Genomic DNA, 22,910 nt, shown 5'->3' with positions numbered 1-22,910 from the left:
AGTGACAGCCTGTTGACGTAGCTTCAGGCCTTGCCAAACCCGCCCGGCGTCGGCGTCGTCAGGATGACGGCGTCGCCGGCCTGAAGCACGGTCTGGTCGCAGGCTTTCAACAGGTCGATCGCGCCGTCCTTGCGGCGGACCTTGGTCGAGCCGACTTCGCCGTCGCCGCCACCGTCCAAGCCTTGCGGCGGGCGGTTGCGATGCGAGGACAGGATCGCGCATTCCATCTTCTCGAGGAAACGGATGGTGCGCCTGGTGCCGTCGCCGGCGCTCCATCTGCCCTTGCCGCCGGAACCTTCCCGAATGTGGAAATCCTCGAGCAGCACGGGAAAGCGCAGCTCCAGCACTTCCGGGTCGGTGAGGCGCGAATTGGTCATGTGGGTATGGACRCCGGAAGTGCCGGCAAAGCCGCGGCCGGAGTTCATTCGGCCGGCGGGTGAGCCGGAACAGATCGTCTCGTAATACTGGTAGTGCTTGTTGCCGAAGGTCAGGTTGTTCATGGTGCCTTGCGCGTTGGCCATGGCGCCCATGGCGCCGAACAGCGCATTGGTGACGTGCTGCGAGGTCTCGACATTGCCGGCCACGACGGCGGCAGGGTAGGCGGGTTTGAGCATGCAGCCGTCGGGAATGATGATGTTGATTGGCCGCAAACAGCCGGCATTCATCGGGATCATGTCTTCGACCATGACGCGGAAGGCATAGAGGACCGCCGCGCGGGCAACCGGCTCGGGCGCATTGAAATTGTTCTTCATGACCGGCGACGTGCCGGTGAAGTCGACAGTCGCCTCGCGCCGTTGCCGATCCACCGTGATCTTCACCTTGATGAGCTGGCCGGTATCGGTCGGATATTCATATTCGGAAGCGTCCGGCAGCCGCTCCAGCACGCGGCGCACGCTCTCGGCGGCGTTGTCCTGGACATGGCCCATATAGGCTTCGACGACATCGAGGCCGAAATGCGCGACCATCTTGCGCAGTTCCGCGACGCCTTTCTCGTTGGCGGCGATCTGCGCCTTGAGGTCGGCGATGTTCTGGTGCGGATTGCGGGCCGGCCACCGGTGGTCGGTGAGCAGCGTTTCCAGTTCCTTCTCGCGGAAGCGGCCGCGATCGACAATGCGGAAATTGTCGAACAGCACGCCTTCCTCGTCGACCGTTGTGGCGAGCGGCGTCATCGAGCCGGGCGCCGTGCCGCCGATATCGGCGTGGTGGCCACGCGAGGCGGCCCAAAACAGGATTTTCTGCTGAGCGTCGTCGAAAACCGGCGTCACCACGGTGATATCGGGCAAATGGGTGCCGCCATTGTAGGGGGCGTTGAGGGCAAAGACGTCGCCGGGGTGGATGTCGCCGGAATTCAGCCGGATGATGGTTTCGACCGAACGRTCCATGGAGCCTAGATGCACCGGCATGTGCGGCGCATTGGCGACSAGCGCGCCGTTGTGGTCGAAGACGGCGCAGGAGAAATCCAGCCGCTCCTTGATGTTGACGGAATAGGCGGTGTTCTGCAGTGTCACGCCCATCTGCTCGGCGATCGACATGAACAGATTGTTGAAGACTTCCAGCATCACCGGATCGGCCTCGGTGCCGAGCGCTGCCTGCCGCTGCTTCTCCTCGACGCGGCGTAACAGCACATGGTTCTTGGCGGTGATCTCGGCCTGCCAGCCCGACTCGACGACGATGGTCTGGTTAGGCTCGATGATCAGCGCAGGGCCGGCAATTCTATGCCCGGGCTTGAGCCCTTCGCGGCGAATGATGCCGGCGTCGCGCCAGATGCCGTCGGAAAAGATTTTTCTAACTTCCAAAGGACTTGCGGCGATGTCTTCGAGCGCGGAATCGCTTTCGTCGCGTCCCGTGCCACCGGTGTCGGTCCCCTCGACGCCGACGGTCTCGACGATCATCGGCTTGTTGTCATAGACGAAGCCGAACTGCGCCTTGTGGGCAATTTCGAAATCGCGCTTGGCCTTGAAAATCGAGTCTTCCTCGAAATTCACCGGCAGTGTCGTGTCGGTGCCGTCATATCGAATGTGAAGCACCGGCTTAGCGGCAACCATGTTTTCGGCGATGCCCTGCACTGCGAATTCGGCGAAGACGGCTTTTCTCAGGGTGGCAATCAGGTTGCCGATCTCGGTTCTGGACTCTTCCGCCAGCGGCTTCAGCAGCGCCTGCTGGCGCGAGGCAAAAACCGAGGACAGTCCAATGCCATAGGCCGACAGCAGGCCGGAAAAGGGATGGATCAGCACCGCTTCCATGCCGAGCGCGTCGGCAACCAGGCAAGCATGCTGGCCGCCGGCGCCGCCGAAGCAATTGAGCAGATATTCGGTGACGTCGTAGCCGCGCTGGACGGAAATCTTCTTGATGGCATTGGCCATGTTTTCCACGGCGATGGTGACGAACCCTTCGGCGACAGCCTCGGGAGTGCGGCCGTCGCCGATTTCGGCGGCCAGTGCGGTGAATTTTTCGCGCACCGTTTCGACGTCGAGCGGCTGGTCCTGGGCGGGACCAAAGATCTTCGGAAAGAAATCGGGCTGCAGCTTTCCCAGCATGACATTGGCATCGGTGACGGCCAGCGGCCCGCCGCGGCGATAGGCGGCCGGGCCGGGATTGGCGCCGGCGGAATCGGGGCCGGCGCGGAAACGGCCGGCCTCGTAGTGGAGGACCGAACCGCCGCCGGCGGCGACGGTGTGGATGCGCATCATCGGCGCGCGGATCCGCACGCCGGCGACCTCGGTGTCGAAGGCACGCTCATACTCGCCGTCATAGTGGGCGACATCAGTGGAGGTGCCGCCCATGTCGAAACCGATGACCTTGCCGAAGCCGGCAAGCTTCGCCGTCTCGACCATGCCGACAACGCCGCCCGCTGGCCCGGATAGCAGCGCGYCCTTGCCCTGGAATATGTCGGCGGCGGTCAGCCCGCCAGAGGACATCATGAACATGAGGTGGGGAGATTGGCCGGGCGCGGCGCCCAATTCCCCAGCCACCTTCTGCACATATCTCGACAGGATCGGCGACAGATAGGCGTCGACCACGGCGGTGTCGCCGCGGCCGACCAGCTTGATCAGCGGCGACACTTCATGGCTGACGGAAACCTGGCCGAAGCCCAGTTTTCGGCAGACTTTTGCCACTGCCTTCTCGTGGTCGGGGTATTTCCAGGCATGCATGAAGACGATGGCGACGGCGTCGATGCCATCGGCTTTCGCCTGCTCGATCGCCGGCCGGCAAGCCGCGATGTCGAGCAGCCGTTCGATGCTGCCGTCGGCGCGCACGCGCTCGTCGATCTCGATGACGCGCTCATAGAGCTGTTCTGGAAGGATGATCTCCTTGGCGAAGATGTCCGGCCGCGCCTGATAGGCGATCTTCAGCGCGTCGCGAAACCCCTTGGTGATGAGCAGCAGAACCCGGTCTCCCTTGCGCTCCAGAAGGGCGTTGGTGGCGACGGTGGTGCCCATCTTGATGTCGCCGATCAGGCCCGGCGGGATTGCGCCGCCGGAGGACAGGCCGAGAAGGTCGCGAATGCCCTGGATGGCGGCATCGGCATAGGCTTCGGGATTTTCGGAGAGAAGTTTGCGCGGATGCAGCCCGCCTTGCGGGTCGCGGCCGATGACGTCGGTGAAGGTGCCGCCGCGATCGATCCAGAAATCCCACGTCGCGGTCATGGCAGCTCCCGGCAGTTTCAGTTCGATTTGCTCAACACATCCTGTTAGTTCGCCGTTGTCTGGCCGGCAATCGCAAACGGGCCAGATGATGTTACATATGGAAACGCAACGTTACGAAACTCATGGCCGTCTGATGCATTTCCCCTTCGACCGTTCACCGCAACGTGAACGTGTAGTGAAGGAGAGATGTTATGAAAAAGCTCATTCTTGCGTCCGTTTCCGCTTTGGCGTTGCTCGGCGTTGCTGCCTGTAGCGACAGCGGCACGGACAACACCACCACCCAGAGCACCAATCCGCCGGCCGCCGAACAGCCGATGAAGCCGGCGACGCCGGAAGCCACGCCGCCGGCCGCAACGCCTCCGGCAACCGATAACTCGACCACCAAGAGCATCACACCTGAGAAGCCTGCCGAGCCGGCTCCGGCAACACCAGCTCCTGCGCCCGCGCAGTAGTCAGCAAAGCAGTACTCGTGTGATGATTGAGGAAGGCCGGCTTGTGCGCCGGCCTTTCTCATATTGTCCGCGCCCCGTGGCTACATCCCCCTCCGGCGCCACAGCGACCGGTTGCGCCAAGGCTGCGGCACTGTCCCGGCTTGATAGCAAGAGGCCGTGGCCCTAAGAAGCAGGCCATGTCGATTTGGGATCGCCTTGGCGAATTCATCACGCGCGTTTCATCCTCAACCTCGTCCGGCGTCGCCGACGTCGTGGAGGCTGTGCGCACGATTTTCTCCGGCGACGCTGATCTGCGCCGGCGTGTCGCTTTCTCGGTGGCGATGATCGCGCTGTCGGCCAAGATGGCCAAGGCCGATGGCATCGTGACCCAGGACGAGGTGCGCGCGTTCCAGGAAATATTCGAAGTGCCGCCGAAGGAGACGCGCAATGTGGCGCGGCTGTTCGATCTCGCCCAGCGCGACGTCGCCGGTTTCGAAACCTATGCTGAGCGGATGGCGCAACTGTGCGGCTCGGGCCATTCCAACTGCGTGATGCTGGAAGACATACTCGACGGTCTGTTTCACATCGCCAAGGCCGATGGGCTGGTGCATGAGCGCGAAGGCCACTTCCTGCATCGCATCGCCGAGATTTTCCGCATCGACGAGGCCCATTACGAGAGCATCATGGCGCGGCACGTCAATCTCGGCGCAGGTGATCCCTATGTCGTGCTCGGCATCGAACGCGGCAAGCCGTTCGAAGAGGTCAGGAAGCGTTATCGCAAGCTGGTCTCCGACAATCATCCGGACCGGCTGATCGCGCGCGGCCTGCCGCAGGAGTTCATCAAGATCGCAACGACCAGGGTGGCGGCGATCAACGCCGCCTATGAGATGATCGAGCGGGGCCTGCGGCACGCATGAGCGGCTTCCTGCCCGACGAGCCCAGCGCCGAGGTCAGGGTATCGCCGAATTTCGGTCCGCGGCGCGACACGCTCCGGCCCGACATGATCGTGCTGCATTACACTGGAATGGCGACCGGTGCCGGCGCCGAAGCATGGCTGTGCGATCCGGCCAGCGAGGTCTCGTCGCACTATCTCGTGCATGAGAATGGCCACATCGTGCAGATGGTCAGGGAAAGCGATCGCGCCTGGCACGCCGGCCAGAGCTCGTGGTTCGGACGCGCCGACATCAATTCCTGTTCGATAGGCATCGAGATCGTCAATCCGGGACATTCGCTGGGCTATCCCGGTTTTCCCAGACGGCAGATCGATGCGGTGATCGGCTTGTGCGCCGGGATCGCAGGTCGGCACTCGATTGCTGCCGAGCGAGTGCTGGCCCATTCGGACGTGGCGCCGGGGCGCAAGATCGATCCGGGCGAGAAGTTCCCATGGCGGACGCTGTTTGCGGCCGGCGTCGGCCATCTCGTGGCGGCCGCACCCGTCAGGCGAGGGGCCGTGCTCAAGACCGGAGACACCGGCGCCGATGTCGAGGCGTTGCAGTCGATGCTGGCGCTCTATGGCTATGGCGTCGAGATATCAGGCATTTTCGACCGGCAGACGGAGATTGTCGTCGAAGCGTTTCAGCGACATTTCCGGCCGCGCAAAGTGGATGGTGTTGYCGATGGCTCGACGCAGCGGACGCTAGAAAGGCTGCTTGCTTCCGTAAGGTCTTGATCTCGGGGGAAGCTGTTCCCAAGGTACTCATTCCAGTCCTTAGGTTACAAGCTGTCACTTAAAGTGACTTGCCTGGCCTTGTTTGGCACCAATTCGAGCTTCAAACGGCTGGCGTGCAAGTTGTCGGACCCCCAGCCCCCCGGATGTTCCGATATTGATTAAGCGTTGCTGCGTGAACACCTTCACGCGGTTCAGACAGAACAGGATCACATGCAGAAATTGACCGTTTTAACGGCAGCTGTTGCTGCCGGCGTAATGACTTTTGCCTTCGGTGCCGCGAATGCCAGCCCTCGGGCTGATCAAGGGCTCGTCGCGGTATCCGCAAAACCCAGCAAGGCAGGCCAAGACGCCAAGGCCACGAAGCGGTCTCCCGTGAAAATGGAAAAGGCAAGTTTTGCCAAGCCGAAGAAATCCGCCAAGAGGCAGACGAAGCGCGGCCGCAAGACCTTGGACATGGCGACAACGGCGTCGATCGGCCTCAGGAACGCGGCTGCGTCGACGGCAGCAGTGGCCGGCGGCGGTCAGTATTCGGCGATCGTCGCGCGCTATGCCGCGAGCTACGGCGTACCGGTTTCGCTCGCTCATGCAGTCATCAGCATCGAGAGCAACTACCGGCCGAACATGGTCGGCAGCGCCGGCGAGATCGGCCTGATGCAGATCAAGCCGGCGACGGCGCGGATGATGGGCTACAACGGTTCGGCAAAGGGCCTCTTCGACCCCGACACCAACATCAAATACGGCATGAAGTACCTCGCCATGGCGCAGGACCTCGGCGGCGGCACCACCTGCGGCACGATCCTGAAATATAACGCCGGCCACGCCGCGACGCGGATGAACCCGGTGTCGGCCGCCTATTGCAGCAAGGTCAAGGTGCAGATGGCGGCGCTTTAGCCGACTGGTTGTGTGGAGCCGGCCGGAGCGGCCGGCTTTTTCGTTTGCGTTTTCGAGCGTGAACCCCTTTATACGCCTTGCCAGCTGGCCGGGCGGCCGCACCCGCAACAGCCGAAAGGCCGCGGGTGAGGAAAGTCCGGGCTCCATGGAGACACGGTGCCGGTTAATGGCCGGCGGGGGCGACCCCAGGGAAAGTGCCACAGAAAGCAAACCGCCACGATCTAATCGTGGCAAGGGTGAAAGGGTGGGGTAAGAGCCCACCGCGCGACTGGCAACAGGAGCGGCACGGTAAACCCCACCGGGAGCAAGACCGAATAGGGGCGGTGCGAGGGGAAACCCTCGAGGGCTGTTTCCGGCTCACCGTCCGGGTAGGTTGCGTGAGGCGTATGGCAACATGCGCCCAAGATGAATGGCCGCCACGTTCTCGCCTCGCAAGGGGCGAGGGCCATACAGAACCCGGCTTACAGGCCAGCTGGCAATTCTCTCCCCGACATCGAAAAGAAATCTTTGAGATCAGCAGGTTGCGCCCTCGGGCGCGCCTGCCGATTCAAGCTGTTCAGCTACTTACCCTCGAAAGCGGGGAGCCTACCTGTTGCTTGAAGCTGGTGCGATTAAATCGTACCATGGGTCAGAATGGCATCAGGGGCCTATCATGGGACAGGTCGACAAACGCAGCATTACGCTTTCGCCGGAACTGGCGCAGGCGGTGGACGATGTGGTCGCAGCCGGCGAATACGCTTCGGCGAGCGAGGTGATCCGCGATGCGCTCAGGCAATGGAAGGACCGGCGCGATCTGCATGGCTACACGGTCGAGGAGTTGCGCAAGCTGGTGCAGGAGGGGATCGACAGCGGGCCGGCATTGGATGGGCCGCTACTCATGGAACGATTGCGCGCCAAATATCTGAAACTGTCAGAGACCAAGGGCTTTCAGGAGTGAAATACCGCTTGCTTCCCCAAGCAGTGGTCGACCTCGAAAATATCGGTGACTACATTGCCAGCCACGATCCATCGGCAGCTGTCCGCCTCGTGGATGCRTTGCAAAGACGGTGGGATTTGCTGACTTTGCATCCTTTCTCAGGCGCGCCACGCGACGATATCGCCCCGGCCATCCGTCATCTGGTCGTGGGCGACTACCTCACTCTGTACCGGGTCGGTGACGACGCGATCGAAATCATCCGCGTGCTGCACGGCAAACGCAGGATCGAAGCCGACGACCCCGGTTCATGATCGACGCCCCGGTCAGCCGCTGATCTTGTCCAGCGACGCCTCGATCGCCTTCCAGAGTTCTTCCACCGGCTCACAGCCGACCGAGAGGCGAACGAAACCGGCGGCAACCGCATCGCCTCTCTTAGATCGGCGTTCGGCGGAGCTATGGACGCCGCCAAAGGATGTTGCGGCCTGCATCAGATCGCAGTTGTTGATGAAATCCTCGGCCTTGTCTTCAGAGGCGAGCTCGAACGAGATGAGAAAGCCGAAGCGCTCCATCTGGGCTCGGGCAAGGTTGTGCGACGGGTCGCTCTCCAGTCCGGGAAAACGCAGGCCGCTGATTGCCGGGTGGCTCTTCAGCCGCCGTGCGATCACTTCCGCCGAAGAGCACATGCGGTCGAAGCGCACATCCAGCGTTTCGAGGCCGCGATGCACCAGCCATGCCTCGAACGGTCCAGGAATGCTGCCGGAGATTTCTCGCCAGCCGGTCACGGCGGCGATGATATCGGCATTGCGGCTGGCGACATGGCCGAACAGAACGTCGGAATGGCCATTGGGTGCCTTGGTGTCGGCGGCAACGACGATATCAGCGCCATGGTCGAGCGGGCGCTGTCCGAAGGGCGTCATCGTCGTGTTGTCGACGGCAAGGAGCGCACCGGCCACGTGAGCGGCTTTTGCAACGGCCGCGATATCGCAGATGTCCAGTCCCGGGTTGGCTGGGGTTTCGACGAAGGCAAGGCGGTAACCTTCGAAGCCACCGTCGAGGAAGGTCGATGTCGGCCTCATATCGTAGGTGACGCCAAACGGCTTCAGGAAGCGGTCGGCCAGGGCCCTTGTCGTGTGGTAGCCGTCCGCAGGCAGCAGGATACGGTCGCCGGCTTTAAGCAGGCCGAAAAACACCGAACAGATCGCAGCCATCCCGGACGGAAAGGCGACGCTGGGCGCACCTTCCAGATGCGCCAGCATGTGCTCGACCGCATCCCAGGTCGGGTTGCTGAAGCGGCCATACTCATCGAAACCGTTGGCGTCGCCGGGGGTGTGATAGATCGCGGCCATGGTCAGCGGCAGCGGGATCGGATCACCCTTGGCGAACCCCCTGTCGCGCAGATGGGGAAGTGCCGCAGCGCGTGCGTTCGCTGTTTCAGACATCGATTCTCAGACCCTCTTGGTGACCGACGAGATGCGGCGAGACGCTATGCCGGGCGGTGGCTTGCGGCAAGGCGCGTCCGGTTGGGCCAGGCGGGTCTAAACGCTTCGTTAGGCTTAATGGACCATAAAGACGAGACGTGCCGTCAAGGCTGCTCTCATTGGTCGCGACGCGCGTGTTTGTGAAGCCATTCCCGTTGACGCCCATAGTGCCCCATGATATCCCATTTCGATACTCAAGCCTTCGTTCCGCGTCAGGGTAAAGCGTACGCCAATCGGGCAGCCGCGGCGGCTGCGCGTTTGCGGGTTTTTGCCCTTATGGACGAGGCTGATACGGGGCAGGGAGCGCGCTGCGGCGGCGCGTGCGGCAAGATGGAGAGGGGTGCGGCGGCGCAAGCGGCTGTGACGTTCAATGGACCGGTTTCTGTCAAACACGGTGAGCAGGATCGATGCGAAGGGGCGAGTTTCCGTTCCGGCGCATTTCCGTGCCGTCGTGCAGAAGCGCGGCTACTCGGAACTCTATGGGTTGCGCTGTCTCGACCAGCCGGCGATGGATGTTGGCGGGCTCGACCTGCTCGACCGCTACGAAGAGCGCATCGCACTCGAAGATCCCTTCCTGCAGACGGCGGACGACATGTCGTTCTTCTGCCATGGCGATGGTACCTTCCTGAAGCTCGACCAGGACGGCCGTATCACGATAAGCGATTTCATTCGCGAGCATACCGGCATTTCGGCGGAGGTGGCCTTTGTCGGGCGCGGCAATTTCTTTCAGATCTGGGAACCGGGACGGCTAGCTGCCTATGGGGCGCAGGCGCGGGCCCGGCTTTTGCAGCTTCGGCAGGGGACGAAGCCTGGGGAGCGACCGGAATGACGGTAGGCCACGGCGATGACCCTCACGCCGTTGGCGGATCGGCCCGCCACATTCCGGTCCTCCTTGGCGAAGTGCTCGAAGCGCTGGCGCCGGCGGAGGGCGACATCATCGTCGACGGCACGTTCGGCGCCGGCGGCTACACCAAGGCCATTCTGGCGACGGGCGCTTCCGTCGTGGCGATCGACCGCGATCCGGATGCCATCGCCGCCGGGCGCGATCTCGAGGCGCAATCCGGCGGCAGGTTGAGGTTGGTGCAGGCGCCATTCTCGACGCTGGACGAGCATGTCGAGAGCGCCGACGGCGTCGTGCTCGACATCGGTGTGTCGTCGATGCAGCTCGACCAGGCCGAACGCGGGTTCTCGTTCCGCGCCGATGGGCCGCTCGACATGCGCATGGCGCAAGCGGGCCTGAGCGCCGCCGATGTCGTCAATTCCTTCAAGCCGGGCGATCTCGCCCGCATCTTCGGCTTCCTCGGCGAGGAGCGTCACGCCGGCCGTATTGCCCGCATGATCGAGGCTCGCCGCGAAAGGCGGCCATTCGAGCGCACGCTGGAACTGGCCGACGCCATCGAGACACATGTCGGCCGCGCACCAAAGGACAAGATCCATCCGGCCACGCGCGTCTTCCAGGCGTTGCGCATCTTCGTCAATGACGAGCTTGGCGAACTGGCGAAGGCCTTGTTGGCCGCCGAACGCACGCTGAAGCCGGGCGGGCGGCTCGCCGTGGTGACGTTCCATTCGCTGGAAGACCGCATCGTCAAGCGCTTCATCGCCGATCGCGCCGACGCCGTGACCGGCTCGCGCCATATGCCCGAGGCACACGCGCGCACCGCGACCTTCCGCAAGGCGGGCGGCGGCGTGACTGCCGGCGATGCCGAGGTCGCGGCCAACCCGCGCGCCCGTTCGGCCCGGCTGCGCGCGGCCATCCGCACCGAGGCACCGGCCCGCAACAGCGACTTTTCGATTTTCGGCCTTCCAAAACTTCCCGGCATCGACCGGCCGGGAGAGAGGTAAGCACGTGTTTCGTACCAGCGACATCGTCCTGATCGCCGTCATGGTTTCGGCGGCGGCCCTTACCTACAAGACCAAGCGCGAGGCCGAGGAACAATTGGCAGCGGTGCAGAAGATCCACGAGCAGATCCGCTATGAGGAGGACACGATCGACCTGCTCAAGGCCGACTGGAGCCTGCTCACCCAGCCGTCGCGGCTGCAGAAGCTGGTCGACCTCTACAAGTCGCAGCTCGAACTCCAGCCGGTCAGCGCCCGCCAGATCGTCGGTATCGGCGACCTGCCGGCCAAAGCCCTGGACATTCAGGACATCCTCAAAGGACGCGAGGGCGGCATGGCCGACAATTCCGACATGGCGTCCCCGGACGGCAAGGATCCCGTTGTGACCGGAGGCATCGCCCAATGATCGGCAAACTGCTGAAGCGCAGCACCAAGGCCGGTGAAGGCGGATCGATCGTGGTCGAGGGCGCCCGCAAGGCGACCGGCGGTAAGGGCAGGACGCGCATCGTGATGACGATGGCGRTGTTCTTCGGCATCTTCGCGACCATTTCAGGGCGGCTGGTCTATCTCGGCTTCCAGACCCCCGACATGTCGGGCGGCCCGCAGAGCCGGGTAACAGCGTCGCGGCCCGACATTGTCGATCGCAACGGCGAAGTGCTGGCGACGGACATCAAGACGGCGTCGCTGTTCGCCGAACCGCGGCGCATCGTCGACGCCGACGAGGCGATCGAGAAGCTGTCGACGGTTCTGCCCGAGATCGACTACGAGCAGACCTACCACAAGCTCAAAAGCGGCGCCGGCTTCGTCTGGCTGCAGCGGCAGCTGACGCCCAAGCAGCAGTCCGACATCATGCAACTCGGCATTCCCGGTTTCGGCTTCCGCACCGAAAAGCGCCGCTTCTATCCGAGCGGCGAGACCTCGTCCTACGTTGTCGGGCTCACCAACATCGACAACCAGGGCATCTCCGGCATGGAGAAGTATGTCGATGAGCAGGGTTTGAGCGACTTGCAGGCATCGGGCCTGGCGGTGGCCAAGGATCTGAAGCCGGTGAGGCTTTCGATCGATCTGCGCGTCCAGCATGTTGTGCGCGACGAGATCGCCGCCGGTTTGGAACGCTATCGCGCCATGGGCGCTGGCGCCGTTGTGCTCAACGTCAAGACAGGCGAAGTGGTCGCGATGGCCTCGGTGCCGGATTTCGATCCGAACAATCCTTACAATGCACAGGAAAAGGACCGGCTGAATCGGATGTCGGCGGGGCTCTATGAGATGGGCTCGACCTTCAAGAGCTTCACCTCGGCCATGGCGCTCGATTCCGGCAAGGCGACGATGGCGAGCCGCTTCGACGCTTCGCATCCGATCCGGGTCGGCCATCAGGCCATTCACGATTTCCACGGCAAGAACCGTGTGCTGTCATTGCCGGAGGTGTTCCTCTATTCGTCCAACATCGGGYCGGCCAGGGAGGCCGAGATGGTCGGMATCGAGGGGCACCGCGAATTCCTGCATCGCCTTGGAATCTTGGACAAGATGCAGACCGAACTGCCGGAAGTCGCCCGTCCGACTGAACCGAAGGTCTGGAAACAGGTCAATTCGTTCACCATCGCGTTCGGCCATGGCGTGTCGACGACGCCGCTGCAAGCGGCTGTCGGCTGCGCGGCGCTGATGAATGGTGGCTTCCTGATGAATCCTACCTTCCTGGTCCGCACTCAGGAAGAAGCGATGGCGGTGGCCAAGAAGGTGGTCAGCGAAAAGACGGTCGATGGCATGCGCTACCTCTATACGCTCAACGCCGAAAAGGGCTCGGCCAGAAACGCCAGGGTCCCCGGCTACCGCGTTGGTGGCAAGACCGGAACAGCCGAGAAGGTCATCAATGGCCGCTACTCGAAGGAATTGAACTTCAATACCTTCGTCGCCGCTTTCCCGATGGACGATCCGCAATACCTCGTGTTTACGATCGCCGACGCCCCGCACCCGGAAAAGCCTGGCATGACCGACGTCGCGGCCGCGAATGCGGGGGTTATCGCCGGTAATATCATCAAGCGTTCAGCGGCCATGCTTGGCGTGAAGCCAGATTTCAGCCATGAAAATGGTGCAACGCTGGTTTCCTATCAGTGATTCTTGGGGCGCGCCGGCAACTGCGCGCTATTTTGTTGTGGTGAACGGGACTCGATGAAGCTCAGAGATCTAGCCGGTATCCTGCCAGTCGAAGGAACAGCTTCCGCCGATCTGGAGGTTACCGGGATTTCGTCGGATTCCCGCCAGGTAAAGCCCGGCGTCGTCTTCTTCGCGCTCGCCGGTACCAAGGCGGATGGCGCCACCTATGCCGCCGACGCTGCCCGGCGTGGCGCCGCCGCAATCGTCGCAGGCAGCGCCATCGCCGGGTTGCCGGTTCCAGTGCTGGCGGTCGATGATCCGCGCCTGGCGCTGGCGCTAAGCGCGGCCCGCTATTTCGGCAAGCAGCCTGAGACCATGGTCGCGGTGACCGGCACCAGCGGCAAGACATCGGTCGCCGCCTTCACCAGGCAGATCTGGGAGCAGGCCGGCTATGCCGCCGCTTCGATCGGCACCACCGGCGTGGTGGCGCCGGGTCGCAACGAGTATGGCTCGTTGACGACACCCGATCCGGTCGCCTTGCACCAGCTGCTCAAGGAATTGGCGGATGCCGGCGTCACCCACGCATCGATGGAAGCCTCCAGCCATGGGCTCGACCAGCGCCGCCTCGACGGCGTCAAGCTGGCGGCAGGCGGCTTCACCAATCTCGGCCGCGACCATATGGACTATCATCCGACCGTCGAGGACTACCACCGCGCCAAATTGCGCCTGTTCGACACGTTGCTGCCGAAAGGCGCGCCGGCCGTCATTTTCGCCGACGATCCGTGGTCGGCGCCGACGATCCAGGCGGCGCAGGCTGCCGGGCTCGACGTGCTGACGGTTGGCCGCCATGGCGATTTCCTCAAGCTGAAGCGAGTCGAGCACGAGCGCCATCGCCAGCGCGCCGAGGTCGAGGCTGGCGGCGTGCTCTACGAGGTCGACCTGCCGCTCGCCGGCGATTTCCAGATATCGAACGCGCTGGTTTCCGCGGGGCTTGCCATTTCCACTGGAACACCTGTCGCCAAAGCCTTGCTGGCATTGGAGAAACTGAAGGGCGCGCCGGGCCGGCTCGACCTTGTTGGCACCACCACCAACGGCGCGCCGGTCTATGTCGACTACGCTCACAAGCCCGATGCGCTGGAAAACGTGCTGGCCTCGGTGCGCCCGTTCACCACCGGTCGCGTCATCGTCGTGTTCGGCTGTGGCGGCGACCGCGATCGCGGCAAGCGGCCGATCATGGGCGAGATCGCGACGCGGCTCGCCGATGTGGTCATCGTCACCGACGACAATCCGCGCTCGGAAGTGCCGGAAACGATCCGCGCCGCTATTCTTGCCGCCGCGCCAGACGCCATCGAAATCGGTGACCGGCGCCAGGCGATACACGAGGCGGTCGCTATGCTGCATGCCGGCGACACGCTGATCGTGGCCGGCAAGGGCCACGAGGAAGGCCAGACGATCGGCACTGAAACGCTGCATTTCTCAGATCATGAGGAAGTCCGCGCGGCGCTGCGGGAGCGTGCCGCATGAGCTTGCTGTGGACCTCCGAGGCACTGGTTGCCGGCATGGACGGGCGGCCGCTCGGGCCGATGCCGGAAGGCATATCCGGTATTTCGATCGACAGCCGCAGCCTGCAACCGGGCGACGCCTTCTTCGCCATCAAGGGCGAGGTGATGGATGGTCATGACTTCGCCACTGCCGCCATCAAGGCCGGCGCCGGCGTGCTGGTGGTGGCGGAAGGCAAGCTGCCGTCGCTCGGTCGGCTGACGGCACCGATCATCGTCGTCGAAGACGTGCTGGTGGCACTTGAGAAGCTTGGTGTCGCTGCGCGCGCTCGTTCCGAGGCCAAGATCATCGCTGTGACCGGTTCGGCCGGCAAGACCACCACAAAGGAAGCGCTGCGCCACGTGCTGTCGGCGGTCGGCAAGGTGCATGCCTCGGCGCAGTCCTTCAACAATCACTGGGGGGTGCCGCTGACGCTGGCGCGGATGCCGGTCGATTGCGACTATGCCGTGTTCGAAATCGGCATGAACCATCCCGACGAAATCCGGCCACTGGTCAAGATGGTGAGGCCGCATGTCGCCATCGTCACCATGATCGCGGCGGCGCATCTTGGCTTCTTCCGCAATCTCGATGAGATCGCCAGGGCCAAGGCCGAGATATTCGAAGGCCTGGAGCCTGACGGCGCAGCCGTCCTCAATCGCGACGATGGGCGCTGGAAGCTTCTGGACAAGATGGCGCATGCCGCCGGAGTCGAGCACGTGTACGGCTTCGGCGAGAATGCGCGCTCGACCTTCAGGCTGATCAAATGCGATCTCCATGCCGACCATTCCGACATCACCGCCAGGATCGGCGGCCACGAGGTGACGGCCCGGGTCGGTGCGCCCGGCCGCCACATGGTGCAGAACGTGCTGGCGGTGCTGGGTGCGGCGCATCTGGTCGGCGCCGATCTCGACAGAGCGGCGCTGGCGCTGGCCGATCTTTCGGCCGAGCGCGGCCGTGGCAAGCGCCATGTGCTGCGCCACCCCGGCGGGCCGATCACGCTGATCGACGAGAGTTACAACGCCAACCCGGCGTCGATGGGCGCCGCCATGGCGCTGCTCAATGCGACGCCGGTGACAGGCGAGGGCCGCCGCATCGCCGTGCTAGGCGACATGCTGGAACTCGGCGACCATTCGGCCAAGCTGCATGCCGCCCTTGCCGATCTCATCGTCGGCACCGGGACGCAGACGGTCTTTCTCGGCGGGCCGGAAATGCGGGCGCTGGCCGAGAGGCTGCCAGGCGAAATCGAGACGGAATACCGCGCCGGCGTCGAGGAACTGAAGCCGGTGCTGCTTGCCGCGCTGAAACCGGGCGACGTGGTGATGATCAAATCGTCGAAGGGCATCGGTTTTGCAAAACTGGTCGATGCGCTGCTGGGCAAGTTCCCGGCTCAAACGACAAGCAAACAGACCTAGGTCGGGGGACGATAAGCGCATGTTCACACTGCTCGTCGATTTTGCGGACAAGATCTCGGTCTTCAATGTCTTCCGCTACATCACCTTCCGCACCGGCGGGGCGCTGATCACGTCGGCACTCATCGTCTTCATCTTCGGACCGACCATCATCAATTCGCTGCGGTTGCGGCAAGGCAAGGGCCAGCCGATCCGCGCCGACGGCCCCCAGACGCATTTCAAGAAGGCCGGCACCCCGACCATGGGCGGGCTGATGATCCTGTCGGGCATCATCGGGTCGTCGCTGCTGTGGGCAAACCTGTCGAGCATCTATGTCTGGGTGGTGCTGCTGGTGACGCTGGGCTTCGGCTCGATCGGCTTCTACGACGACTATCTGAAGGTGACCAAACAGTCGCATCTCGGCTTTTCCGGCAAGGCACGGCTGGCGCTCGAATTCGTCATTGCCGGCATCGCCGCCTGGGTGATCATGCATAACGGCCAGGCGCCGTTCTCGTCGTCGCTGACATTCCCCTTCGCCAAGGAATTCATCATCAATCTCGGCTGGTTCTTCATCCCGTTCTCCTGCTTCGTCATCGTCGGCGCCGGCAATGCGGTGAACCTGACCGACGRCCTCGACGGGCTGGCGATCGTGCCGATCATGATCGCGGCGGCGTCCTTCGGCGTCATCGCCTATCTGTCCGGCAACGCCGTGTTCGCAGAATATCTGCAGATCCATTTCGTGCCCGGCACCGGCGAACTGGCGGTCGTGCTCGGCGCGGTCATCGGCGCCGGCCTCGGCTTCCTCTGGTTCAACGCGCCGCCGGCGGCGATCTTCATGGGCGACACCGGCTCGCTGGCCATGGGTGGCCTGATCGGCACGGTTGCCGTCGCCACCAAGCACGAAATCGTGCTGGTCATCGTCGGCGGATTGTTCGTCGTCGAAATCCTGTCGGTCATCATCCAGGTCGGCTACTTCAAGATGACCGGCAAGCGGGTGTTCCTGATGGCGCCGATCCACCATCATTTCGAAAAGCTCGGCTGGACCGAAAGCCAGGTGGTGATCCGATTCTGGATCATCGCCGTCATCCTGGCGCTGGTCGGCCTGTCCACCCTGAAGCTGAGATAGGAGGCCGCTTGATCCCCGCCGCATCCTTCGCAGGCAAGCGCGTTTCGCTCTTCGGGCTCGGTGGCTCGGGGATCGCGACGGCGCGCGCGCTGATCGCCGGCGGGGCGGACGTGCTGGCCTGGGACGACAACCCCGACAGCGTTGCCAAGGCGGCGGCGGACGGCATCGCAACCAGCGATTTGCGCGGCGCCGACTGGGCGAAGTTCTCGGCTTTCGTGCTGTCGCCGGGCGTGCCGCTGACGCATCCCAAGCCGCATTGGACGGTGGAACTGGCGCGTGGTGCCGGCGTCGAGATCATTGGCGACATCGAGCTTTTCTGCCGCGAACGGATGCTCGCCGCGCCGGCAGCGCCGTTCATCGCCATCACCGGCACCAACGGCAAGTCGACGACGACCGCATTGACCGCGCATATCCTCAAAGCGGCGGGTCGCGACACGCAGATGGGCGGCAATATCGGCCGCGCGGTGATGACGCTCGATCCGCCCGAGCCCAATCGGCATTATGTCGTCGAATGCTCGTCGTACCAGATCGATCTCGCGCCCTCGATCAACCCGACGGCCGGCATCCTGCTCAATTTGACGCCGGACCATCTCGATCGGCACGGCACCATGCAGCACTACGCCTCGATCAAGGAACGGCTGGTGGCCGGCAGCGAGACTGCGATCATCGGCATCGACGATTCCTGGTGCGCTCAGATTGCCGAGCGGCTGGAGCGGGCGGGGCGGCATGTCATCCGTATTTCCAAGCGGCTGCCGCTGACCGACGGCTATTTCGCCGACGGCGGCAACCTGATGGAGGCGGTGAACGGTCGCTACAGCCGCGTCGCTTTCCTCGAAGGCATCGGCTCGCTGCGCGGCCAGCACAATGCGCAGAACGCGTTGGCGGCGGTCGCTGCTTGCCTCAAGGTCGGGCTGGACCTCGGCGAAATCCAATCCGGACTGGAAAGTTTTCCCGGCCTTGCACACCGCATGGAGCAGGTCGGCCGCAAGGATCATGTGCTGTTCGTCAACGATTCCAAGGCGACCAATGCCGACGCGGCGGCACCGGCTTTGTCGAGCTTTCCGCGCATCTACTGGATCGCCGGCGGCCTGCCCAAGGAGGGCGGCATTGAGCCGCTGCGCGGCTTCTTCCCGCGCATCGCCAAGGCCTATCTGATCGGCGAGGCGGCGCCCGCCTTTTCGGCGACACTGGGCGAGGCCGTGTCCTACGAAATATCGGGCACGCTGGCCGCTGCGGTCGAACATGCCGCGCATGATGCGGCTCAAGACGATGCGAGCGAAGTGGTGGTTCTGTTGTCGCCGGCCTGCGCCAGTTTCGACCAGTTCAAGAATTTCGAAGTCCGCGGCGAAGCCTTCAGGCAAGCTGCGAATGCTATCGAGGGTGTGAAACCCATCGGAGGGGCACGATAATGCAGAGCCGTCTCGATAAAAGTCCGGTTGCGACCTGGTGGTGGACGATCGATCGCTGGTTCCTGGCGGCGTTCCTGTCGCTGATGGGGCTCGGCATCGTGCTGTCCTTTGCCGCCAGCCCGGCGGTGGCCGAACGCATCGGCCTCGACAGCTTCCATTTCGCCACCAGGCAGATCATCTTTACCGTTCCGGCGCTCGGCGTGATGCTGGCGGTGTCCTTCCTCGAATCCCGGCAGATCCGGCGCATGGCGTTGATCATGCTGTGCCTGATGCTGGTGCTGATGGTGGCGGTGCTCTACATCGGCGTCGAAGTGAAAGGCGCGCGCCGTTGGGTGTCGCTGGCCGGCCTGTCGATCCAGCCGTCGGAATTCCTCAAGCCCGCCTTCGTCATCATGTGCGCCTGGCTGTTTGCCGAGCACAAGCGCCAGCCCGACATTCCGGGCAATCTGTTTGCCATGCTGCTGCTGGCGCTGGTCGTCTCACTGCTGGTGGCGCAACCGGACCTCGGCCAGACGATGCTGGTGACCGGCACCTGGGGTGTGATGTTCTTCATGGCCGGGCTCCCATGGCTGTGGATCATCGCGCTTGGTGGCGCGGGCGTCGGCGGCGTATTTGCCGCCTATTCGGTGTTTCCGCACGTCGCCTTGCGCATCGACAAGTTCCTCACCGGCGAAGGCGACACGTTCCAAGTCGACATGGGCCGCGAGGCGCTGATCAATGGCGGCTGGTTCGGCGTCGGGCCGGGCGAGGGCACCGTCAAGCGGGTCATCCCGGACAGCCATGCCGACTTCGTCTTTTCGGTCGCCGGCGAGGAATTCGGGTTGATCATGTGCTTCTTCATCATGTCGATCTTCGCCTTCATCGTGCTGCGCGGCCTCAACACGGCGCTGAAGGAACATGACGACTTCACCCGCTATGCGGTCGGCGGCCTCGTCACGGTGTTCGGCCTGCAGGCCGTCATCAACATGTGCGTCAACCTGCAGCTCGTGCCGGCCAAGGGCATGACGCTGCCATTCATCTCCTATGGTGGCTCCTCGCAGATCGCCATCGCCATCTCGATGGGCATGGTGCTGGCGCTGACGCGCAAGCGGCCCGAAAAGCGCAAGCAGATGGGCTTTGCCTTGCCGCAACGCGCCTTGCCGGCGGAGTGATATGGCGAGAGGCGTCATCCTTCTCGCGGCAGGTGGAACCGGCGGGCATCTGTTTCCGGCCGAGGCGCTGGCGCATGAGCTGAACGAGCGCGGCTGGACGGTGCATCTGGCCACCGACGACCGCGCCGAGCGGTTCGCCGCCCATTTCCCGGCGGCCGCCATCCATCCGATCCAGTCGGCGACAATGGGCTCGAAGAATCCCATCGCCCTGCTTGGTGCCTTCTGGAAAATCTGGCGCGGTGTGCGCCAGGCCTCCGCGGTCATCGCCAGGATCAAGCCGGATGCGGTCGTCGGCTTTGGTGGCTACCCGACCTTGCCGCCGCTCTATGCGGCGACACGGCGCAAGGTGCCGACGCTGATCCATGAGCAGAACGCAGTGATGGGGCGCGCCAACCGGGCGCTGGCCGGGCGTGTCGACGCCATCGCCGGCGGCTTCCTGCCACAGGACGCCAGTGCCACCGGCGCCAAGACGGTGACGACAGGCAATCCGGTCCGGCCTCCCGTGCTGGAAGCGGCCAAGACGCCTTATGCGGCATCGACCGGGGAGCAGCCGTTCAGGCTGTTGGTGTTCGGCGGGAGCCAGGGTGCGCAGTTCTTTTCGGACGCGGTGCCGGCGGCCGTCGCGCTGCTTTCCGATACGCAACGCAAGCGGTTGCTGATCACGCAGCAGGCGCGCGCCGATGACGTGGCGCGGGTGAAGGCGGCCTATGCCGCACTTGGCGTCGCCGCCGAAGTCTCGCCCTTCTTCACCGACATGGCGCAACGCATAGCGGCGGCGCATCTGGTGGTGTCGCGCTCCGGCGCCTCGACCGTTTCGGAGATCGCCGTCATCGGCCGGCCGGCGCTGCTGGTGCCATATCCCTATGCGCTCGACCACGACCAGGCGGCGAACGCGGCGGCCCTTGCCGCCGCTGGCGGTGGCGAAGTGCACCCGCAATCCTCGCTTTCGCCCGAGCGCATCGCGGCCCTCATCGGTGGGCTGATGGACAGCCCCGAGCGGCTGGCGGCCATGGCGGCGGGAGCGAAATCGGCCGGCCGGCCCGACGCGGCACGGTTGCTCGCCGATCTTACAGAGGCTATTGCGTCCCAAAAAACCGTTTCAGACTTCAGGAAGGGGACGCACGTATGAAGATGCCGCAGACCATCGGCCTTGTGCATTTCATCGGTATTGGCGGCATCGGCATGAGCGGCATCGCCGAAGTGCTGCACAATCTCGGCTACAAGGTGCAGGGGTCCGATCAGGCCGACAGCGCCAATGTGCAGCGGCTGCGCGACAAGGGCATCGAATGCTTCGTCGGCCACCAGGCCGAAAATCTCGGCGATGCCGAGGTTGTCGTCGTCTCGACGGCGATCAAGAAAACAAACCCCGAACTGAAGGCCGCGCGCGAGAAGCTGCTGCCGATCGTGCGCCGCGCCGAGATGCTGGCCGAGCTGATGCGTTTTCGCCAGGCGGTGGCGATTGGCGGCACGCATGGCAAGACGACGACGACCTCGATGGTGGCGACGTTGCTCGAAGCCGGTGGGCTCGATCCGACGGTCATCAATGGCGGCATCATCAATGCCTATGGCACCAATGCGCGCATGGGCGATGGCGAATGGATGGTGGTCGAGGCCGACGAGAGCGACGGCACATTCCTCAAGCTGCCGGCCGAAATCGCCGTCGTCACCAACATCGATCCCGAGCACCTCGACCACTATGGCAGCTTCGACAAGGTGCGCGAGGCGTTCCGCCAGTTCGTCGAGAACGTGCCGTTCTACGGCTTCGGCGTGATGTGCACCGACCACCCGGAAGTGCAGGCCCTGGTCGGCCGCATCGAGGACCGCCGCGTCATCACCTATGGCGAGAACGCGCAGGCCGACGTGCGCTTCACCAACCACCGCATGGCGGGTGCCATTTCGGAATTCGACGTGGTGATCCGCAACCGCAAGAGCGGTGGCCAGACGACGATCGCCGGCCTGCGCTTGCCGATGCCCGGCCGCCACAACGTCTCCAACGCGACGGCGGCGATCGCTGTCGCGCATGAACTTGGCCTGTCCGCCGAGGCGATCAAGAAGGGCCTGTCGTCCTTCGCCGGCGTCAAACGCCGCTTCACTCATACCGGTTCATGGAACGGCGTCGATGTGTTCGACGATTACGGCCATCATCCGGTCGAGATCTCGGCTGTGCTGAAGGCGGCGCGCAGCGCCACTAAGGGCCGCGTCATCGCCATTGCCCAGCCGCATCGCTTCACCCGGCTGCACGACCTGTTCAACGAGTTTTCCACCTGTTTTAACGACGCCGACACGGTGATGGTGGCGCCGGTCTACGCGGCCGGTGAAGAACCGATCGAAGGCGTGACCTCGGATGCCCTGGTGTCGCGCATCCGCGCCGGCGGCCATCGCGACGCACGCTACATCGAAGGTCCGGCAGCAATCGCGCCGATCATCCGCGATCTGGCCAAGCCCGGCGACTTCGTCGTCTTCCTCGGCGCCGGAAACATCACCCAATGGGCTTATGCGTTGCCCAAGGAGCTTGGCGGGACGGTCTCATGATGTATGGCCAGGCCCTGATCGACAGACTTGGCGACCGGCTTGCCGGCCTGCGTGGCCGCCTCACGCCGAATGCCGAGATGGACAAGATCACCTGGTTTCGCGCCGGGGGGCTGGCCGAAGTGCTGTTCCAGCCGGCCGACGAGGAGGACCTGGCCGCCTTCCTCAAAGCCGTTCCCGAGGAAATACCGCTGACCGTCGTCGGCGTCGGCTCGAACCTTCTGGTTCGTGACGGCGGCATTCCGGGTTTTGTCATCCGGCTTTCGGCTAAGGGGTTTGGTGAGGCAGAAGTTGTTTCGCCGACCACGATCAAGGCGGGCGCGGCCACGCCCGACAAGCGCGTTGCCGCCGTGGCGCTGGAAGCCGGCATTGGCGGCTTTCATTTCTATCACGGCATTCCGGGCGCCATCGGCGGCGCGCTGCGGATGAACGCCGGCGCCAACGGCGTCGAGACGCGCGAACGCGTCGTCGAGGTGCGTGCGCTCGACCGCAAGGGCAATGTGCAAACGCTGAGCAATGCCGACATGGGTTACGCCTACCGCCATTCGGCGGCACCTTCCGGGCTGATCTTCACCTCGGCTTTGTTCGAGGGATTTGCCGAGGACAAGACCGCGATCAAGGCGGCGATGGACGCGGTGCAGAACCATCGCGAGACCGTGCAGCCGATCCGCGAAAAGACCGGCGGCTCGACCTTCAAGAATCCCGAAGGCACGTCAGCCTGGAAGGAGATCGACAAGGCGGGCTGCCGCGGCCTGATGATCGGCGGTGCCCAGATGTCGCCGCTGCATTGCAACTTCATGATCAATACG

20 protein-coding genes and 1 other RNA gene are annotated in these 22,910 nt (G+C 63.9%); 19 read left to right on the top strand and 2 right to left on the bottom strand.

The window, feature by feature from the left end:
* Positions 1-23 precede the first annotated feature (23 nt).
* Complete coding sequence (locus tag ACXJ7R_RS02060) at positions 24-3,647, bottom strand: hydantoinase B/oxoprolinase family protein (protein WP_457150352.1); 3,624 nt, start codon at positions 3,645-3,647, stop codon at positions 24-26.
* Between the two features lie 191 nt (positions 3,648-3,838).
* On the opposite strand from ACXJ7R_RS02060, the gene ACXJ7R_RS02055 reads away from it, so the two are divergent.
* The 7 genes from ACXJ7R_RS02055 to ACXJ7R_RS02025 all read left to right on the top strand — a co-directional run bounded on the left by ACXJ7R_RS02055 (position 3,839) and on the right by ACXJ7R_RS02025 (position 7,865).
* Positions 3,839-4,099 carry a hypothetical protein gene (locus ACXJ7R_RS02055; RefSeq protein WP_109668284.1) on the top strand — a complete coding sequence of 87 codons (261 nt, stop codon included), beginning with the start codon at positions 3,839-3,841 and terminating at the stop codon, positions 4,097-4,099.
* A 176-nt stretch (positions 4,100-4,275) separates the two neighbouring features.
* Positions 4,276-4,995, top strand: a complete 720-nt coding sequence (locus tag ACXJ7R_RS02050; RefSeq protein ID WP_095086896.1) for a J domain-containing protein — start codon at positions 4,276-4,278, stop codon at positions 4,993-4,995.
* Positions 4,992-5,747, top strand: coding sequence for an N-acetylmuramoyl-L-alanine amidase (locus tag ACXJ7R_RS02045; RefSeq protein ID WP_457150351.1), 756 nt, complete (start codon positions 4,992-4,994; stop codon positions 5,745-5,747). The genes ACXJ7R_RS02050 and ACXJ7R_RS02045 overlap by 4 nt, the downstream gene beginning before the upstream one ends.
* A 210-nt stretch (positions 5,748-5,957) precedes the next feature.
* Entirely contained in the window at positions 5,958-6,638 is a 681-nt protein-coding gene (locus ACXJ7R_RS02040; RefSeq protein WP_457150350.1) for a lytic transglycosylase domain-containing protein, read from the top strand.
* An 80-nt stretch (positions 6,639-6,718) separates the two neighbouring features.
* An RNA gene (gene rnpB / locus ACXJ7R_RS02035) (RNase P RNA component class A) lies at positions 6,719-7,118 on the top strand.
* Between the two features lie 172 nt (positions 7,119-7,290).
* Entirely contained in the window at positions 7,291-7,575 is a 285-nt protein-coding gene (locus tag ACXJ7R_RS02030; protein ID WP_457150349.1) for a type II toxin-antitoxin system ParD family antitoxin, read from the top strand.
* Positions 7,572-7,865, top strand: a complete 294-nt coding sequence (locus tag ACXJ7R_RS02025; RefSeq protein WP_457150348.1) for a type II toxin-antitoxin system RelE/ParE family toxin — start codon at positions 7,572-7,574, stop codon at positions 7,863-7,865. Before ACXJ7R_RS02030 ends, ACXJ7R_RS02025 begins: the two co-directional genes overlap by 4 nt.
* Before the next feature lie 12 nt (positions 7,866-7,877).
* Here ACXJ7R_RS02025 and ACXJ7R_RS02020 read toward each other — a convergent pair whose 3' ends face one another.
* Entirely contained in the window at positions 7,878-8,993 is a 1,116-nt protein-coding gene (locus ACXJ7R_RS02020) for a cystathionine gamma-lyase (protein ID WP_457150347.1), read from the bottom strand.
* Between the two features lie 409 nt (positions 8,994-9,402).
* On the opposite strand from ACXJ7R_RS02020, the gene mraZ reads away from it, so the two are divergent.
* The 12 genes from mraZ to murB form a co-directional block, all read left to right on the top strand.
* Entirely contained in the window at positions 9,403-9,861 is a 459-nt protein-coding gene (gene mraZ, locus ACXJ7R_RS02015; RefSeq protein WP_457150346.1) for a division/cell wall cluster transcriptional repressor MraZ, read from the top strand.
* Complete coding sequence (gene rsmH, locus ACXJ7R_RS02010; RefSeq protein ID WP_457150345.1) at positions 9,858-10,874, top strand: 16S rRNA (cytosine(1402)-N(4))-methyltransferase RsmH; 1,017 nt, start codon at positions 9,858-9,860, stop codon at positions 10,872-10,874. The genes mraZ and rsmH overlap by 4 nt, the downstream gene beginning before the upstream one ends.
* 4 nt (positions 10,875-10,878) lie before the next feature.
* Positions 10,879-11,274 (top strand): cell division protein FtsL, encoded by a 396-nt coding sequence (gene ftsL / locus ACXJ7R_RS02005; RefSeq protein WP_457150344.1) that lies wholly within the window; start codon positions 10,879-10,881, stop codon positions 11,272-11,274.
* Positions 11,271-12,980: a peptidoglycan D,D-transpeptidase FtsI family protein gene (locus tag ACXJ7R_RS02000; protein ID WP_457150343.1), complete on the top strand. Its 1,710-nt coding sequence runs from the start codon at positions 11,271-11,273 to the stop codon at positions 12,978-12,980. The genes ftsL and ACXJ7R_RS02000 overlap by 4 nt, the downstream gene beginning before the upstream one ends.
* 54 nt (positions 12,981-13,034) lie before the next feature.
* Positions 13,035-14,483: a UDP-N-acetylmuramoyl-L-alanyl-D-glutamate--2,6-diaminopimelate ligase gene (locus tag ACXJ7R_RS01995; protein WP_457150342.1), complete on the top strand. Its 1,449-nt coding sequence runs from the start codon at positions 13,035-13,037 to the stop codon at positions 14,481-14,483.
* Positions 14,480-15,910, top strand: coding sequence for a UDP-N-acetylmuramoylalanyl-D-glutamyl-2,6-diaminopimelate--D-alanyl-D-alanine ligase (locus tag ACXJ7R_RS01990; RefSeq protein ID WP_457150341.1), 1,431 nt, complete (start codon positions 14,480-14,482; stop codon positions 15,908-15,910). Before ACXJ7R_RS01995 ends, ACXJ7R_RS01990 begins: the two co-directional genes overlap by 4 nt.
* A gap of 19 nt (positions 15,911-15,929) precedes the next feature.
* On the top strand, positions 15,930-17,012 hold the full coding sequence (mraY, locus tag ACXJ7R_RS01985; RefSeq protein ID WP_457150340.1) for a phospho-N-acetylmuramoyl-pentapeptide-transferase: 1,083 nt from the start codon (positions 15,930-15,932) through the stop codon (positions 17,010-17,012).
* Positions 17,013-17,020: 8 nt separating this feature from the next.
* Complete coding sequence (gene murD, locus ACXJ7R_RS01980) at positions 17,021-18,421, top strand: UDP-N-acetylmuramoyl-L-alanine--D-glutamate ligase (RefSeq protein ID WP_457150339.1); 1,401 nt, start codon at positions 17,021-17,023, stop codon at positions 18,419-18,421.
* Positions 18,421-19,572, top strand: a complete 1,152-nt coding sequence (gene ftsW, locus ACXJ7R_RS01975) for a putative lipid II flippase FtsW (RefSeq protein WP_095086935.1) — start codon at positions 18,421-18,423, stop codon at positions 19,570-19,572. The genes murD and ftsW overlap by 1 nt, the downstream gene beginning before the upstream one ends.
* Position 19,573: 1 nt before the next feature.
* The gene (gene murG, locus ACXJ7R_RS01970; RefSeq protein ID WP_457150338.1) at positions 19,574-20,701 is read left to right on the top strand and encodes an undecaprenyldiphospho-muramoylpentapeptide beta-N-acetylglucosaminyltransferase; all 1,128 of its coding nucleotides are present in this window, start codon (positions 19,574-19,576) and stop codon (positions 20,699-20,701) included.
* Positions 20,698-22,104: a UDP-N-acetylmuramate--L-alanine ligase gene (murC, locus tag ACXJ7R_RS01965; protein ID WP_457150337.1), complete on the top strand. Its 1,407-nt coding sequence runs from the start codon at positions 20,698-20,700 to the stop codon at positions 22,102-22,104. The genes murG and murC overlap by 4 nt, the downstream gene beginning before the upstream one ends.
* On the top strand, positions 22,101-22,910 hold an 810-nt coding region (murB, locus tag ACXJ7R_RS01960), incomplete at its 3' end, for a UDP-N-acetylmuramate dehydrogenase (RefSeq protein WP_457150336.1). The genes murC and murB, both read left to right, overlap by 4 nt.

The sequence above is a fragment of the Mesorhizobium sp. P5_C1 genome, assembly GCF_054049815.1.
The sequence above is the reverse complement of the archived record's forward strand: the minus strand, read 5'-3'. Positions and strand labels throughout refer to the sequence as shown.

Coding starts and splice junctions, on each gene's coding strand:
- mraZ (WP_457150346.1), top strand. CDS start 9,403: ATGGACCGGTTTCTGTCAAACACGGTGAGCAGGATCGATGCGAAGGGG.
- ACXJ7R_RS02020 (WP_457150347.1), bottom strand. CDS start 8,993: ATGTCTGAAACAGCGAACGCACGCGCTGCGGCACTTCCCCATCTGCGC.
- ACXJ7R_RS02030 (WP_457150349.1), top strand. CDS start 7,291: ATGGGACAGGTCGACAAACGCAGCATTACGCTTTCGCCGGAACTGGCG.
- rsmH (WP_457150345.1), top strand. CDS start 9,858: ATGACGGTAGGCCACGGCGATGACCCTCACGCCGTTGGCGGATCGGCC.
- ACXJ7R_RS02050 (WP_095086896.1), top strand. CDS start 4,276: ATGTCGATTTGGGATCGCCTTGGCGAATTCATCACGCGCGTTTCATCC.
- murG (WP_457150338.1), top strand. CDS start 19,574: ATGGCGAGAGGCGTCATCCTTCTCGCGGCAGGTGGAACCGGCGGGCAT.
- ACXJ7R_RS02040 (WP_457150350.1), top strand. CDS start 5,958: ATGCAGAAATTGACCGTTTTAACGGCAGCTGTTGCTGCCGGCGTAATG.
- ftsW (WP_095086935.1), top strand. CDS start 18,421: ATGCAGAGCCGTCTCGATAAAAGTCCGGTTGCGACCTGGTGGTGGACG.
- ACXJ7R_RS01990 (WP_457150341.1), top strand. CDS start 14,480: ATGAGCTTGCTGTGGACCTCCGAGGCACTGGTTGCCGGCATGGACGGG.
- murC (WP_457150337.1), top strand. CDS start 20,698: ATGAAGATGCCGCAGACCATCGGCCTTGTGCATTTCATCGGTATTGGC.
- ACXJ7R_RS02055 (WP_109668284.1), top strand. CDS start 3,839: ATGAAAAAGCTCATTCTTGCGTCCGTTTCCGCTTTGGCGTTGCTCGGC.
- ACXJ7R_RS01995 (WP_457150342.1), top strand. CDS start 13,035: ATGAAGCTCAGAGATCTAGCCGGTATCCTGCCAGTCGAAGGAACAGCT.